The sequence below is a fragment of the Bifidobacterium kimbladii genome (assembly GCF_032193675.1).
Classification (GTDB): domain Bacteria; phylum Actinomycetota; class Actinomycetes; order Actinomycetales; family Bifidobacteriaceae; genus Bombiscardovia; species Bombiscardovia kimbladii.
In genome coordinates this window covers 33797-49364 of record NZ_JASTZZ010000007.1, presented here as the reverse complement: position 1 = coordinate 49364, position 15568 = coordinate 33797, and the positions used below count along the sequence as shown (strand labels likewise).

At 47.9% G+C, this 15568-nt stretch carries 10 protein-coding genes and 2 tRNA genes; 6 read left to right on the top strand and 6 right to left on the bottom strand.

What is annotated here, in order from left to right; genetic code table 11:
- Window positions 1-97 precede the first annotated feature (97 nt).
- Both QRX41_RS08045 and QRX41_RS08040 read right to left on the bottom strand, forming a co-directional pair.
- Window positions 98-865, bottom strand: a complete 768-nt coding sequence (locus QRX41_RS08045) for an SDR family oxidoreductase (protein WP_313839874.1) — start codon at window positions 863-865, stop codon at window positions 98-100.
- A 497-nt stretch (window positions 866-1362) separates the two neighbouring features.
- Complete coding sequence (locus QRX41_RS08040) at window positions 1363-1971, bottom strand: M48 family metallopeptidase (protein ID WP_313839872.1); 609 nt, start codon at window positions 1969-1971, stop codon at window positions 1363-1365.
- A gap of 104 nt (window positions 1972-2075) precedes the next feature.
- Here QRX41_RS08040 and QRX41_RS08035 point away from each other — a divergent pair.
- The 6 genes from QRX41_RS08035 (at window position 2076) to QRX41_RS08015 (ending at window position 6037) form a co-directional block, all read left to right on the top strand.
- A tRNA-Ile gene (locus tag QRX41_RS08035) sits at window positions 2076-2149 on the top strand.
- A gap of 38 nt (window positions 2150-2187) precedes the next feature.
- Window positions 2188-2260, top strand: a tRNA-Ala gene (locus QRX41_RS08030).
- Between the two features lie 1338 nt (window positions 2261-3598).
- Window positions 3599-3886 carry a hypothetical protein gene (locus QRX41_RS08025; RefSeq protein WP_313839871.1) on the top strand — a complete coding sequence of 96 codons (288 nt, stop codon included), beginning with the start codon at window positions 3599-3601 and terminating at the stop codon, window positions 3884-3886.
- On the top strand, window positions 3814-4098 hold the full coding sequence (locus tag QRX41_RS08510; RefSeq protein ID WP_396176804.1) for a DUF262 domain-containing protein: 285 nt from the start codon (window positions 3814-3816) through the stop codon (window positions 4096-4098). Before QRX41_RS08025 ends, QRX41_RS08510 begins: the two co-directional genes overlap by 73 nt.
- A gap of 764 nt (window positions 4099-4862) precedes the next feature.
- On the top strand, window positions 4863-5390 hold the full coding sequence (locus QRX41_RS08020; RefSeq protein ID WP_313839869.1) for a hypothetical protein: 528 nt from the start codon (window positions 4863-4865) through the stop codon (window positions 5388-5390).
- Window positions 5282-6037: a GmrSD restriction endonuclease domain-containing protein gene (locus tag QRX41_RS08015; protein ID WP_313839892.1), complete on the top strand. Its 756-nt coding sequence runs from the start codon at window positions 5282-5284 to the stop codon at window positions 6035-6037. The genes QRX41_RS08020 and QRX41_RS08015 overlap by 109 nt, the downstream gene beginning before the upstream one ends.
- 97 nt (window positions 6038-6134) lie before the next feature.
- Here QRX41_RS08015 and QRX41_RS08010 read toward each other — a convergent pair whose 3' ends face one another.
- The 4 genes from QRX41_RS08010 to QRX41_RS07995 all read right to left on the bottom strand — a co-directional run bounded on the left by QRX41_RS08010 (window position 6135) and on the right by QRX41_RS07995 (window position 14026).
- Complete coding sequence (locus tag QRX41_RS08010) at window positions 6135-6455, bottom strand: ABC transporter ATP-binding protein (protein WP_313839867.1); 321 nt, start codon at window positions 6453-6455, stop codon at window positions 6135-6137.
- Window positions 6456-7166: 711 nt separating this feature from the next.
- Complete coding sequence (locus QRX41_RS08005; RefSeq protein ID WP_313839865.1) at window positions 7167-9167, bottom strand: site-specific DNA-methyltransferase; 2001 nt, start codon at window positions 9165-9167, stop codon at window positions 7167-7169.
- Between the two features lie 414 nt (window positions 9168-9581).
- Entirely contained in the window at window positions 9582-12179 is a 2598-nt protein-coding gene (locus tag QRX41_RS08000) for a DEAD/DEAH box helicase (RefSeq protein ID WP_313839863.1), read from the bottom strand.
- Window positions 12179-14026 carry a site-specific DNA-methyltransferase gene (locus QRX41_RS07995; RefSeq protein ID WP_313839862.1) on the bottom strand — a complete coding sequence of 616 codons (1848 nt, stop codon included), beginning with the start codon at window positions 14024-14026 and terminating at the stop codon, window positions 12179-12181. Before QRX41_RS07995 ends, QRX41_RS08000 begins: the two co-directional genes overlap by 1 nt.
- Window positions 14027-15568: the final 1542 nt, after the last annotated feature.

Sequence of the window (15568 nt, the reverse complement as noted above, 5' to 3'; positions counted from 1 at the left end):
CATCCCTCTGCCAGACTCAGCCCATGCCAGAATCTTCCCCTGCCAGAATCTTCCCCTGCCAGTCTCGGTTTCCTACAGAATCGGCCCCCAACCAGACTCAGCTGCGACGGTAGAGCTTGGTGTAGGAGCCCTCGGCCCGGGGACGGACCACGATTTGGTCGATGTCCACAGTGTCGGGCTGCTCCAGGGCCCAGGTGACGCATCCGGCGATGTCGTCGGCGGTCAGCGGGTCGGGCACTCCGGCGTAGACCGCATCGGCCCGGTCGCTGTCCCCGCCGAACCGCTTCAGCGAGAACTCGTCGGTGTGGACCAGGCCCGGGGCGATGTCGACCACGCGCACCGGCTGACCGATCAGCTCCAGCCGCAGAATGCGGGCCATGACCCGTTCAGCCGCCTTGGAAGCGCAGTATCCGCCGCCGCCCTCGTAGGGCTCAATGCCTGCCGTCGAGGAGATGACCAGGACCGTGCCCTCCGACTCTTTCAGGGCCGGGAGCAGCTTCTGGATGACCCGCAGGGTGCCGATGACATTCAGCTCGTACATGCCGCGCCAATCGTCCAGGCTGGAGGTAGCCACCGGGTCCTTGCCGAAGGCTGCGCCGGCGCAGTTGACCAGAGCCTTGACCGGTCCGCCTTTGAGCACGGCATCGACGGCCGCCTGGGTGGAGTCCTCGTCAGTCACATCGCAGACCTCATAGGTGAAGTTCTGACCCAGCTGGTCAGCCAGAGCCTTGAGATTGTCCTCACGCCGGGCCAGGCCGACCACTTTCCAGCCCTTGTCAACCAAGGCCCGCACACTGGCCTGGCCGATGCCGCTGGAGGCGCCAGTCACCACGGCACGCTTGACTGTCTTCTTGGATTCCGTCATTTCAACTGCTCCTTCATGATCTATTGCCCCGGATCGGCTCCACACGCGCCTCCGGGTCTCAGGGACCCTACCTAGCTGCTGCAGTGCCATCCCTCTTCCTCAACGCTAGCGCACCAACATGGGCTGCGGCAGTCTCCTGTCAGTCTTCGATGACAAATGTGGTGGAGTAAACCAACCTTGAGCAGGGTCGGAACGAATCAAAGCAAGATCGGGTTGAGTTAGAACAGATCCGAGTTAGAACAGATCAAAGTCAGATCGGTCTGAATCAGGCCGCATAGTCAGGTTAGATCAGGATAGGCAGGACACATCAAAAACCATTCCAGCTTCGTATCAGAGGGTCTAGCGAGGGTTCGAATTCGGAAATCACCAGCACGGATGATGCCCTAGGTTCATACTTCACAAGCGCGCATTGCACAAGTTCAGAAATCACGCGGAGTTGATGGCTCCGGAAATCATGGCTCTGGGAGTCATAGCTTCAGATGTCTAAGCTTCTGGGGTCACAAAGCCAGATAGCAGTTGAGTCGACGACGGCGCTCGGTCCAGTCGGGCATATAGCGATCCATTCGCGCACGGAAGCCCGAGCCGTGACCGTGCTCGTAGAGGTGAGTCAGCTCGTGAACCAGCACGTACTCCAGCAGGTCAGGATCCAGCCAGGCCAAGTCGGTGTTGAGCCGGATGCTGGCAGTGGCGGGGGTGCAGGACCCCCAGCGGGTTTTCATCTTCCGCAGACTGATGCGCTCGGGTCGGCGACCCACCACAGGGACCCACCGATCCAGCAGAGTCGGCAGCCTCTCCTGGAGAATTCTCCTGGCTTCGGCCTCGGACCGGTCCGGCGACAGCTGACCATCGGCTCCGGGTTGGGCGTAGACATCGCGCGAGCGGGCCAGACGTTCTCTAGTGGTTGCGATCCAGCGGCGCTTGCCGTCGATAAAGGCACGAATCCGGTCGTCGCTCAGGGCCAGAGGGGCCGTCACTTCCAGATGGCCGTCAGGCGGCTTGACCCGCAGATAGACGTTGGCGATCCGCTTCCTGATGACCAGAACAGTCTCGCCACCGACCTCGAACTGCTCCGATCGGACTGGTTCCGCACGCCGTTTCCGCCTCATGGCCACCATTCTTCCGCCAAGACGCGACGCGACGCCGCCGAGATTGACTTGAGAGGACACTATGGTAAGCTATCCATTTGTGTGATTCTTCGGTCACACGGCATGGGCCTGTAGCTCAGCTGGTTAGAGCGCATCCCTGATAAGGATGAGGTCGGAGGTTCAAGTCCTCCCAGGCCCACGCATTTCTTGCGCGGTTGAAGTTCTTTACACATTCACGGGGCTATGGCGCAGCTGGTAGCGCATCTGCTTTGCAAGCAGAGGGTCGCCGGTTCGAATCCGGCTAGCTCCACAGGTAGATTTTGAAGTCTTTTGAAGATCTTCTAACAGCATTTTCCCGTTTAACATCAATAATCAGCGAGAGAATCCTAATACTCCCCAAGGAAGATCCAGATTCTTGTTTACAAATAAAATGATCACCTTACCCAGTGGCCTGTAACGGGAGAGCCGTCTTTTGCTCCGGCACTATTTAAGGTGTCAACTGCCATTACCGCCCCTTTCCCTTCCGTGATAGCTGAGGCGTTGGCTCCCTGGGTAGGAGCACGATCACTGTTATCACATCCATACGAAGGAGCAGCTTGCGGCGACCTGAGTCTGCACAGCGCCCTCAGTAGCCTTCGTGCCGGACCGAGTCTTGCCAAAAATGGCAACATCCCCGCCTCAATCCTGGAACTAAGATAAGGGCGGCCTTGGTATCAAGAAAAGTCCCGATAACGAATTGCTCCGTCCCATTAGCTGGTTCCAGGGCCTGAGTCGAGTCACGACTGGTCTAGTCTCTAGCCGATACTTTAACGTTAGAATCCGCCGAAGCCCTGTCTCAGTTTCCTATCACGTCAAAGAATTACTTATGAGCATCGGAAACACTGGCGGCTAGCGCATCAGCCTTGAGGACCCTCACCTTCGACCTCATTTCCGAAATTGAACGGTCAGGCTTTCACTCGCCTTTGTTAATTCGCCTGTGCATGTGTCCTCTTCGAGAGAGTTGTACTTATATCTGTCAGTTTGCTGGTGGCTGACTTGATGGTCTACGCGTTTACGTCTATTGCCCGGACGATCGTGGCATCATTGCCTTAGTCGGATATCACACATATAGCAATCTCAAAGCCAGTCGGCATTTGATATAGAACCTTCCAATATGTACACACTATGCTGTTACCATCTAAAAGACACTAATCGGACAAGCACCATGATTATCATGAGCTGACGTTGCTAGATACACAAACTAACTTGCAATCCAACCATATTAAATATCAAATTCTCAGCTTTGAAACTACATTCTGCATTTAAATATCAGAGACCTTCCTTTTTAAGGAAAATAACATTCAGATATCTCTTTGTGATCTCTTATGACTGTGCACATTTGCAAGTTTACAACTTCAATGGGCTTGATCGTAATCTTCATCTCTGCCAGGATAGAGCAATTGCAAATCTCCTGCAGGCAGGAAAATGGAACAAACCGTGTAAAAGTAACCGATCTTCTTGCCTTCACTTGACAGTAGCTTACATAGCTTTTTTGCATTTAATTAGTCTGAGTTGACAGTCACACGATGTAAACAGAATTGGCTTAGATTTGACCTTGATCGTGCAATAGTGGCACGTCAGTAAGATAAATATCCAAAGGGGAAATATCATGGCCGCAAACACTGCCGTTGCTGATGATCAAATTGAACCATCCCTAGAAACACTAGGTAATCTATTCTTGCCAGGTGTTGACAAAATTTTTAATATTCCTCAATATCAGCGAGACTACAGTTGGAACCTTACAGAAAAGCAGCCACAACACTTCTTTGAGGATATCATCTCTCGTATAAAATTGGATGACACTAATGATGAATTACGTCCAATATGCCAATTTTACTTTGCCGGTACAATGATATTCAAAGGCATCTGGATAAGAATTCCGGTTCGATGGAAGTAATCGATGGGCAACAAAGACTAACTACCACATACCTATTTCTTGGCACGCTCAGTAACCGCTTTAGTGAAACGCCAGATCTAATTGCTAATAAAAATAAGATCGACAGCAAATCCGCAAACTTCACAGAAAAATGTGAAGATCTAATTAAAACGTATAGTCTGTACGGCGATGCAATTAAGAATAACCGCCTACGGACACCAAAAACCTTATGAGAGAGGCACAAGGCTCCGGCTGGAAATTGAAACCGGAGCAGACGTTATGGGGGCATTAATCTTTGACAAGAACGAAGACAATAAATCTATCTTGCCAAAGTGCCAAGCGGGAAAAAACTTAATTGATACCTAACAATACAGATACTACAACTTTAGCATCCAATCACTAGCCGCATTCCCCAAATTTGCTAAATATCTTGAATTGTCTGAAGACTGGGACAGCCAGCCTGTTTCAAGTTAGGGCCTATATCGTAAATACTCGAATTACTCAACAATCCTATACGGTATTTTTGAGCAGCTGTGTAATCCTTCCGTGGCCATTTTGAGTATGCAATCAGAAAAGCAATGAAGTATTCGAATCCCTCAATTCCAAAGGGAAGGGGCTCGAGCAGGTTGATCTGATAAAGAACAATTTATTTGAACGCCTCACACTAAATCCCCTGAATAGGGCACACGAGTATTGGGGAAAAATCAAAGATGGATTGTCCGAACGACAAAAATCTAAGGGGCCGCCAGTCCTTGGATTAACCTGGAACAGTTTTTCTCACTGTATTGGATGGCCATCGAAGGTACTAAAGGATCACGCAATAGCTTATATCGCAGTTACATAAAAGCTTATAAACAGGCAGATGAGTCAGAGTTGATCGGCTTTCTTGAGCGCGCTCTTGATTTTGTGCCGGATGTGTCTGCCTTGTATTGCAAACAAACTCTCGCAACAGAAAATATATATATATCAAGATTACTTAGATCATGCAAAGGAAGGCTTGCACTATCTGGTCAAGGTGCAAGTGGCCCGGCAAAGCTTTCCACTTCTTGCCAGTGCTTTACACGCATGTCGGAAAAATACTCTGAAGCCTTCTCCTTTCATAGAACTCATCGATTATCTTGCTGTTGCCTTCCTATTTCTTAGGGACATTAGAGGGAGTAAGTATACAAGCATATTGCAAGACACGGCCCACTGTTTAGCTAGCGCTGTTCGAGATGGGTATTTGAATGATGATATAAAGAATAAAATGACAGCCTGGTATATTCGAAACCTCGAAGATGAGCTTTCTGACGTAATTGGAGATGTACCAAGAAGGACAATTAAAGAAATGCTGCATGACAACACCGATTTTGAATACAGTAATCATACCGGTGACGAAAAAGCTCATGCACAAGTACGGTATCTCCTACGCATACGCTGCTATCGAATGATATTGACGCAAAAAACCAGGGCGCCGGAACGGAAGCTGCTTCCACATGGAATGTTGAACATATTCTGCCAGACAGCAAAGAAGAAGATTCCATGACCCACCAATTGGGGAATCTATTGTGGATCGACAAAGCAACGAATGATGAGTGTAAAAATAAAAGCATTCCGGACAAACTGAAGATTTATCGAAGGAAAGTTTCTAATCCGGAAATAGCCGAATTGGATGACTTCTTCACGAGTTTGAATGGCAGTAAACGTGAACAATGTGCTGCAATTGAGCGTCGCTCAGAAGATATTCTGTATAGTTTGTATAAAGATGTGGTGAAGAAACAGACAACTAAGGATGCTTCCGGGAAAGAAATCTCCAAGCCACGAGCGGAACCTCACTATCATGACAATTTCGAGCACTTCATTAGCACCGAGGGCAAGGGGTTTCAATATGAAATATGCAAAAATCACTGGTATCATTCTTTTTCTTCTGATTACATATGTGAGTCTCTTGGAAAAGACGGCAAAAAGCATTTAGTGCAGTATCCAAAATCTACATCATTTGGTCTCCCATTTATCACGCTGAAGGGAAATTCAGGCATTGATCAAATCGATATTTTATTAAATTATGTAGATACTCAGCTTAGCAATAATTACACATTCAGCCGTGCCGAGAAAGGGAGTCAGTCCGGAGACAACATTGGGAAATATATTATTAAAATGCTGAAGTGCTATAGGAATTATCTCGAATCTTGAGAGTATGTAGTTAACGTTCGTTAGAGCGTGTTTCTTTGATGCATTAATCTCACAAAGATGGACGGTGTCGGCTTCAGAATCAGAAGCTGACACCGTTTTAAATGATTCTGCTGGTGGGGTCATCCAAAAGCGCGAATGGCGCCGGGCTCAAAAAGGCGCGAGCCAGAGCCACTCTTTGCCGCTGTCCCTCGGACAGGTCCGAACCATTATCAGCAAGCAGATGATCCAAGCAAGCACCATGGGCTGCCTGCTCAATGTCCTCCCTACTGGCATCGGGCCGAGCCAGAGCGATATTGTCTGCCAGCGTGAGACTGAATATATAGGTGTCCTGGCTCACCAGAGTCTGCTGGGCACGCAGGTCTGCAGTACGAATCATCTCGATAGGCAGGCCGGAAACCTTCAGATCCCCACCGCTCACCTCTCGGAACCGCAGAACCGCATCAGAAGTCAATCAGACTGGACTTGCCGACTCGGTTGCTCCCCTACCACCCGCCAGGCTGCGCAGCATCCTCGCTGTCGCCCAGGAACTCGACGATGAATTGACCGAACTGCTGCCCAAACACATCCCAGACCTCTGCAGCAGATAGCCCCTGGCCTATTAGGCTAACTAATATAATTTTGTATTGACAAGTATTAAGCCATACCAAATCATAGCTTTACTAATCAAAATTGCCTTCATCATCTTGAGAAAGCGGTCGGATGTTAGATATTGAAGATGGACAATATGATTGAAACTATACTACCGCATCAAAGCCAAGCCCGACCAACCTCAGGTGCTCTCAGTAGTTCATCGACTCCACATAATTGTTAGAACCGGAGGCCAAACAGGATAACGAGCGAGGTAAGTCTGGCGTAAAATTACGCGCCATTTATGCTTATCCCGCCTTACTTAACGCAACAAATCAGAACTGTGGCAATCCTCTGACAACTAAAATAATCTATAAAGGCTACCATCAGATAAACCTCACCAGCATAAGTAACCAAAATAAGCACTCACATGATGTTCGGGTTATAGCTACTCTCAAACGCGAGAATCAGTTTCCGCAAATCTGTCTAGTAGGTGTAAACAGGTAAAGCTCTCATCTAATGGCATCAAGACCTACAGAATTATATTGAACTCGAATTTTTGTCACTCCTGATAATTGCTTCCTCTATAATGAAACAAATCATCTGGGATAGCTATGATCCTCGATCCCTTTACCTTATGCCGTAGATGCTGCCTCGCACCATCCAACACACTCGTGGCCGCGAGCACAATTATCTCACCTGTCTCAACCTGCTCAGATAACCAGTCAATAATTTGTATAGTTGCTGTGCCTTCGATGACCTTGAGCCTGGAATTACCCCGACGTGCATCAAAAATGTAGTCATCCTCAGGATTCAACAGAGTAAAACCAAGATTTGCAGCCACTGAGTTTATTAACGTTTGACCAGTTGCCGCATCGGTGAGCATAACGCGTTTTAATTTTGGATCATAGTCGAAACAAGCAGGCGATAGATGCGCGACTTGGAAACCACCTCCACCCCGCCAATTTACAATATCCTTAGATCTTTTAGTCTTAGTCGCCTTCTTCATCGCTTTCACCAAAGGATTCTTCTTTGCTTCTGAGTCATCCGCAATAAGCTTGTTCAACACACTTGAAAACTTTGCGGCATCTTCAGGACTGATACCCTCGGGCAGCTCAGTACCATCAGCGGCTACTCGCTCACCCTTAGTACACGTAACTCCGCCTGGGTCTTGGTTTCTGACCACCTTCTCCAGCCGCGGACGCGTGAATGTCTTAAACGTTGAGTCTAAGAGTTCACAAGTTACCCAACGACGCCCCATCTTCTGAGCCACAGCAGCAGTCGTTCCAGAACCTGCAAATACGTCCATAACAATGTCACCAGGATTAGAACCGATATGAATAATACGTTCGAGCAACCGTTCAGGTTTGGGTGTGGAGAAAGGGGTAGATCCTGGAAATAGCGCTTTGATTTCTGATTTGGCAGTACGATTGTGTCCGACCTGATCGTTAGACCACCAGGTACGGGCTGGTTGTCCTTGCTTGGGCGGATATAACTTTCTTCCAAAACTATTTTCGGTTACAAAAAACTCCGGCCAGTTCCCCTCGGACATTCGTTTACGTGTTTCTAAGGCCGACTTGCTCAAATCTGCTGGCGCTAAATCAAGAACGTCCGAACGCAGATTTGCAATAGGGATGTCCATTTGCTCCGAACGCTCTTGAAGGTTCGGGCGAACTTCAACAAACGTCGTATAGTTATTTAATGCGGATAGTATACGTTCTTTTTTAAAAGCCCACTGTCTCCCAACTGCTGGATACATACGTATACCTGTGATTGGGTGCGTTATTGCATAAACGGCCGGAACTTGGAAACCTCGGTTATCGGTTGAATGTGGTGCTGTCCGATCAGCTGCCCACCACACTCCTTCGCGATCTTCATCGGGGTTACTAAAACGTGCATTGTCAGCAGCGGTTCTATCCATACGATTGAACCGTGTAGAGTCGCTAGCCGCATAGCAAAGAATGACGTCTTGGTCCACAGAGACACGTTGAGCATCGCCTCTGGGGGAGTCGGCCTTTTGCCATACAAACTCTGCTACGAAATTCGACGCTCCAAACACCTCATCTAGCAGCAGACGCATCCGATGATTTTCGGAATAGTCTAAATGCACCCAAATCGAGCCATCATCAGAGAGAAGCTTCTTCAAATTTAAGAGCCGGTCTCTCATCATAGTCAACCAGATTGAGTGCTCTAAATTATCTTCATATGATGCAAAGGTTTGTGCCGTATTAAAAGGTGGATCAATGTAAATCAGTTTGACCTTGCGAACATATTTCTCGGCCAGTTCTGGGACACGAGTCAATGTCTCAAGGACCTCACCTGATTCGCCGAGTATTAGTAAATTATCAACCTCTGGTTTGAAATCTGCTTGTCTAGAATACTCAAAATCATCCGACTTCGGAGTTTGCTCACCGCACACGAAATCGTCGTAAATCAGTGTGTGAGTTTCACAGTAACGAGGATCAGAAGGGTCCACCCACTTATAGCCGTACTTGCCGGTCTCTGTTGGGATAAGTACCTTGTCTTTATTATACCAAGTGAGCCGCAAATACTGAGCGGTCATCTATCCAGCCCTTCCTTTAAATCAGCAATAACTTTATAGATGTCCATAGTGTATAGTTGCCTTTTCGAGTTTACACACTGGTTAATTATACTTACTTTCACTTTATTGCTGATTTCGCAGGCTTCTTCTATGTTCTCCTCTCAAGAATGCAATTTCACATGTCTAAAATAGCCTTCTATACGGCTCATCTTGGCAACATTCCTCTTGTTACACAATAACCGATAACTTCAACGAGGTCAGAATTGCGATTGGCTAGCTCAACTGCATTTTAAGGTCGAAAACCACAACAGAATAGAATCGTCAGTTTCCCAAGGACTTTGGAGACGTGTTCCAACAATCAGCTTTACCCATGGGATAAGGCTGGCGAAACAGTCCACACTCGGACTCCTCAAGCTTGAACTGAACGTAAAGTCACTAATGTTCCGGTTTCAGAACGTTACTGACAGGTTGTGCCAAAGTCTTGAGATCTTCCCATGAGTCTGCATGAGCCGTATCCTGTTCATACGCGATCAAATAGCCCCAGTGTTGATGTGCATAAGCGTCTTCAGCAACAAGACGACGCACCAACGTCTCAGCAGCCCTACGCTTAGCCTGAACCCTGGTATCATCACGACCTCGCTCGTCTTTGCCTTCAATTATCCAATACACATCACTGGTGTCTTGGGCTACGAAGTCAGGAAAATAGCGGTCCTTGGCGGTGTAATATACGAAAGCCCCATCCTGGGGATGCAATCGCTGCCACCATTTGATACTCGGCGATGTATTCAGAAGTCGAGCGAGTTGATACTCTCCAGTGAAGGAATCGAATGACTCATTCTCAAACAAGGATTTGAACCAACCACTGTATACTCGACCACGTATGAACTGTGCGCGAGTCTCAATCTGAGGGTATACCTTCTCACCAAGCGGGAGCATATACCCTTCACCTGGCATCTGCTTGGGATGAATAGTTGGCACTTCTCGTGTTGCGCGTAAGGTCTCAGCAACGTAGCTCTGAACGAGACTAAGCAACTCATTCCGCGCAGAGCCCAGAGATTTAACCGTCCAGCCTGTGAATGTGACTTCATTCATGAATTTAGGCACCATGAACGTTTTCACGTAGCGAGCGGTGGGCTCACACTTAGGCACCAGTGACATGTCCATTACCAGCTTGACCAGCGCGTCACGCGCATCTTCATCATTGACATGTACTGAATCGACCTCAGCGCTTTCACGATCTTCAGCCCGAAGTTCCTTTCCTAGAACGGCGACAATCTCTTTGCGGAATAGTACGTCGCCAGTCGACGTAACACGACGAGCTGCTTGCTCGATATCTGTATCACTTATCTCGGATAACTCAATAGGTGGCTGTTGCATCTTCATCGTGGTCACCGGAAACAGGTAAGACACGTCAGCGAAACGCGGATTGCGTATAATTGAAATAGTCTGCCATTCCAGCTCGGAGTCATGTGCTGCATCGGTTATCGTTCGGATTCCAACACCAGGCAGTCTATTGCCGTTACCTTTACTAACCAGTACCGTACCCGATCGCAGATCAGGACCATCTATACCATTATCGACAAATTTATGAGAAGCTCCCTCCGAAGTTAAATTGCTATTGGTACTGGACACTGCACTATTCGAACCAGACCTACTTGATATTTCAACAGCCTTTTGAATTGCATCTTCAATATGAGCCTGGTCCGGTTCAGCAACAGCTTCTTCCAGCCCGAACTGCTGGAGCACATTTTCAGCAGTGAGCAACTCTTTGAAGGACTGATGTGCAATGATGTCAAGCTGGTCAATTTGCCACACATCCGTGTACTTGCCAAATGGCAAGCGAAGACCTCGCCCCATCGTTTGCTGGGTCAACACCTCCGAAGCCATTGCCCTCAAGGTAACAATGACTGCGATGTTCTTCACATCCCATCCCTCTTTAAGTTTGTTAACACTTACGACAGCAAGTACAGGTGATTGCGGGCGGTCAAGTTCATCAAGACGACGCTGTGTCAGCTCATCCTCATGTTTGGAATCCACCTGTAAAACCGTCTCTCTCTTACCGAGGTATTCAGGGGTGCGTAGCAGGTCCGCAACTTGAGTGGCATGCTCAACATCAGAACAGACCACAAATACAACGGCATTGACATGATTCAAATGATGGCTGTTCGTATATGAGTCGTAGTACTCCTGCTTGAAAGCGCGCAACTGTAACGCGTCACGCAGCTGCTGCTCTTCAGATGTTTTATCAGTACCGTACCCACCCTTACGAAATGCCAGCACCGGCGCCTTGACGTATTTGTCCTCTATAGCGCGGTAAAGCGGATACTCGTAGATAACGTGGTCGGTCTTCTTATCTGCTGAAGCTGTCAAGCCGATCGCTGCCGCCGGATCAAGCTCCTTAAGGGCAGAATTGAACGCAACCGCGGTTGAACCATACAAGTGGGACTCATCAGCAATCACGACAAGATCGTCAAGGCTCTTCAGGTAGTCGAACAGCACACCGGCATTTTCATCAAATCTTCGAGGCTTTCGACGTATAGCGTCTTGCGTAGTTCCGTGGGTGCTGCCGTCAGCATCCTTGGGAGCGATCAATTGTTGGATATTAAAGATAAAAGCCAACATCGGTACTTCCTGCCCGAATGTGAGCTGTTTAGGTCCATCCAGCCGGGCAACCCATGCAGAATAGTCCTGTGGAGTAACCACATCAGGAGGGACCGCTGATCCCTTGATGTAGCGTGGTGAACCCGGGGTAAAATTCTGAACCGTCTTAGACTGCACTGTCTTGCCCGGCGTCACAATCACGACGTTACCGATTCCCTGACGTCGCAGATACTCCATAAAAGCGGCCATCAGATAGGTTTTACCCACGCCGGTAGCGAGATCGAGCACCTGCATCACGGATGGGTCATAATCCCCATCAAGGGTAAAGATTAACGCTCGAAGCGCTTCCTTATTAGGCGCACGCAGATCAAACTCAGAACTGATCTCCTCAAGCATTTCAGAGTCGAAACGGATATTTAGCTTGGTGGTCATCACAAATCATCGCCTTTGCAATACTGGAACATATCATCTGGCAAAGCTATCACACGTGAACCTTTTACTATATTACGCAGGTACTGGCGTACACCGTCCATAACAGCCGTGGCCGCGAGCACAATTGTCTCACCCGGATGAACATTGGGTAATAACGAATCCACAAGCTCAACCGTAGCAACACCTTCAACGACCTTGAGCAAGGCATTGCCACGACGGGCATCAAAGACGTAATCTTCATCGGCGCGCAACAGGGTAAACCCTAGATTAGCCGCCACTGACTCGACCAAGGTCTGACCCGTAGCCTCTGGCGTGAGCAGAACTCTATCCAATTCTGGATCATAATCGAAACATGCTGGGGACAGGTGAGCGACCTGGAATCCGCCACCGCCGCGCCAGTTGACAACTTCCTTTGCATACTCAGTCTTCGAAGCGGACTTCAGCGCTTTGATTCGGGGATCCTTTTTGGCTTCCGAATCACCAGCTGTAAGCTTGTTCAGCACGTTTGTAAATTTCGCTGCGTCCTCTGCACTAATCCCTTCTGGCAATTCTACACCATCAGCTGCAATTCGGCTTCCCCTTTTACGACTTACTCCACCTTGATCTTTGTCATCTACTACCTTCTCGAGGCGTGCTTTCGTGAACCGCTCGAATGTGTCCTTCACCAGTTCGCATGTCACCCACCTTCGACCCATCTTTTGCGCAACCGCAGCAGTAGTACCTGACCCGGCAAAGGCATCCAGAACAATGTCCCCAGGGTTAGAGCCGATATGAATAATTCTTTCGAGGAGTCGTTCCGGTTTAGGAGTAGAAAATGCCGCTAAACCCGGGAATAATGCCTGAATTTCACGTTTTGAAGTATCAGTTGTGCCTACCTCCGATGCCGACCATAGTGTATGTGGAACTAGCCCTTCCTGGACTTCTGAAGCGAACTTCTTCAACCGGGGACCGGCTTTACCATCTGCACCAAACCAAATCCTGTTGTCAGCCTTCAATTCGTTGTACCTAGACTCAGTGAATCTCCAAACTGATCCCGGTGGCGGTTTCAAATGTGCACCGCCGGGAGTCGTAAGCGTATACCTTTGTGACCGTCGCTCATTCTCTGCCGGATTAAACTGAGCCGTAAACGGTACAGAAGTCCACGGACCACGCGGATCCCTGTCAGGATTTGAATAACCCGACAAGTTATCCCTTGGAAGAAGATTACGGACTTTTGCCCAACAACTACTTTTCTTTGCATAAACAAGAATAAAATCTGTTGAAACAGACATCACAGATCGATTTTCACGAGTTGTTCGTTTTTCCCAAATCACATCGCAGATGAAGTTGCCTGCACCGAAGATCTCATCAAGGAGAACTCGCATACGATGAACTTCTACATCGTCGAGATGAACCCAGATTGACCCATCAGAACTTAGTAGCTTCCTCATATAGGATAACCTATCCCGCATCATGGTAAGCCACACAGAATGCTCAAGGTTGTCTTCGTAATCAGCGAAAGCCTGCGAGGTATTAAATGGCGGGTCAATATAAATAAGTTTTACCTTGCCAACGTACTTCTCGGCTAACTCAGGCACACGAGTAAGAGCTTCGAGGACATCACCGGATTCTCCTAAAATGAGTAGATTGTCATCCTGAGGCTCCTGATCAGCCCGTTTTGAGTACTCAAACTCTGCTGACTTCGGAAGCTGTTGGCCGCGTACAAAATTGTCGTATACGAGAGTATGCGTCTCGCAATAGCGAGGATCGGAAGGGTCGACCCATAAGTAACTGTACTTGCCAGTCTCAGAGGAGATAAGTGCTTTGTCCTTGTTGTACCAAGTAAGTTGTAGACGTTGCGCCGTCATCTATTTGGTCTCCCCCTTCAAACCAGTGAGCACAAATGCACATTGCTAGCGGTATCGCAGGTAAATGTTTCACAAACTTCAGTAAAAGCAGCCATCATCTCGACCAAGCTGGGCAATGGCGGTATCGATAGACTAGTCATCTTCCATCAATCCTGTTTTTGAAGGTCCTTATACATTCACAATACCTATATTAGCTTACAGATACTTCCAGTGGTCAAGCGATAAGTCAGCGTTATTCATTTTCTGCAACACTGTGTGCATCATTCCGATATTCGCAGCGGACACACCTTACTCTCAGTAAAATCAATAGCCCCGGTTGCATCGGTAAGGTTGAGGTTTTGACCCGGCTTGTGTTCTATAAGGTGAAGACCATTAATCTTAATCTTCTAAGCAGAGCACAAAAAGAACTATGCACAGACAGTTCCCTACCCCGTTTCTGCTCCCTAAAGTCATGTTCAATACACCTGATACTGTTATTGCAGTGAAAGTAAATCAATTCCCCTAAAGGTACGACTTTTTAAGTATAAAGTAGTTGAGCATATCATGCACACTGTGGAGAATGACAAAAATTGAGAAGCGGCGTAAACTGAAGCTTAAGCCAAGCGTTAAGACGGGCGTCTATATTACCAAACCGGTCCCAGAATCGGCATCAAAACAGAGCAATAGCGCATGGACAAGTAGCCTTACCTATACCCATCTGTAATCCAGATGTCAATAAACAGGCCTGACGCCTGCCCTGCGCCTTATGACAACCGTGATCGCACCAGTGATCTACTGACTGCCCATCAGATACAACGGTATTCTGAAAGCAGTAGTCACGAATTTAAGAGGTGCTACTGGTATCTAGATGCACGCCAGTTCGAGCCGGCATTCATGACCAGCTACGCTCACTATATGATCCTCCCGCATCAATGCAATTCTTAACAAAAGTTCCCTTATAAAGGGACCAGCATATGATTCAGTAACCTGCTTACCATCCCTTACTTGACCCTTTGTTGCAGCAACATCAGTCTACTAATCCCAGATCCGCATGGAGAAAAGAGCCGTGCATTAAACTTTATGACCTAAATTCGCATCCGTCCTGAACGCACGCCGATATGGATAAGCTGCATTCCCGGTACGCAGATAAATAATCAAACTCGCGGTTGGAGTCGACAAAGAAACTGGGCCGCCGACAAGTCCATTGCTCACAACAGTTAACGCTGAATTCGAATTCGCGAAAATCAAACGTTAAGGTGTCAATTCACTTTTTATATGCCCTACAAAACCCGATAGGCCTTTAGTATAGAACTGATCCTTGCAATTATTCAATATGGCTCAATTTGCGCTCTTACTGATATGTCTATCCCGCATTTGCAGGTTTACAACATCACAGATTTCAAAACTGCATTAAACGAGAGAACAAATAGAGGTATTAATCACCTCAAAGTCGATCGTCACCGCGCCAATTCAATCCTTGCTTTTTAACGGTTTATAAGCACTCAATTCCTATCTTTCCAGTTGACAAGAAAAGCGCCACAACACGATTTGCCCGGTTGCAGC

Excerpts from the sequence above, each read along its gene's own strand:
- QRX41_RS08025 (WP_313839871.1), top strand. The coding sequence starts at position 3,599 with ATGGCCGCAAACACTGCCGTTGCTGATGATCAAATTGAACCATCCCTA.
- QRX41_RS07995 (WP_313839862.1), bottom strand. The coding sequence starts at position 14,026 with ATGACGGCGCAACGTCTACAACTTACTTGGTACAACAAGGACAAAGCA.
- QRX41_RS08000 (WP_313839863.1), bottom strand. The coding sequence starts at position 12,179 with ATGACCACCAAGCTAAATATCCGTTTCGACTCTGAAATGCTTGAGGAG.
- QRX41_RS08045 (WP_313839874.1), bottom strand. The coding sequence starts at position 865 with ATGACGGAATCCAAGAAGACAGTCAAGCGTGCCGTGGTGACTGGCGCC.
- QRX41_RS08510 (WP_396176804.1), top strand. The coding sequence starts at position 3,814 with ATGCCAATTTTACTTTGCCGGTACAATGATATTCAAAGGCATCTGGAT.
- QRX41_RS08005 (WP_313839865.1), bottom strand. The coding sequence starts at position 9,167 with ATGACCGCTCAGTATTTGCGGCTCACTTGGTATAATAAAGACAAGGTA.
- QRX41_RS08040 (WP_313839872.1), bottom strand. The coding sequence starts at position 1,971 with ATGAGGCGGAAACGGCGTGCGGAACCAGTCCGATCGGAGCAGTTCGAG.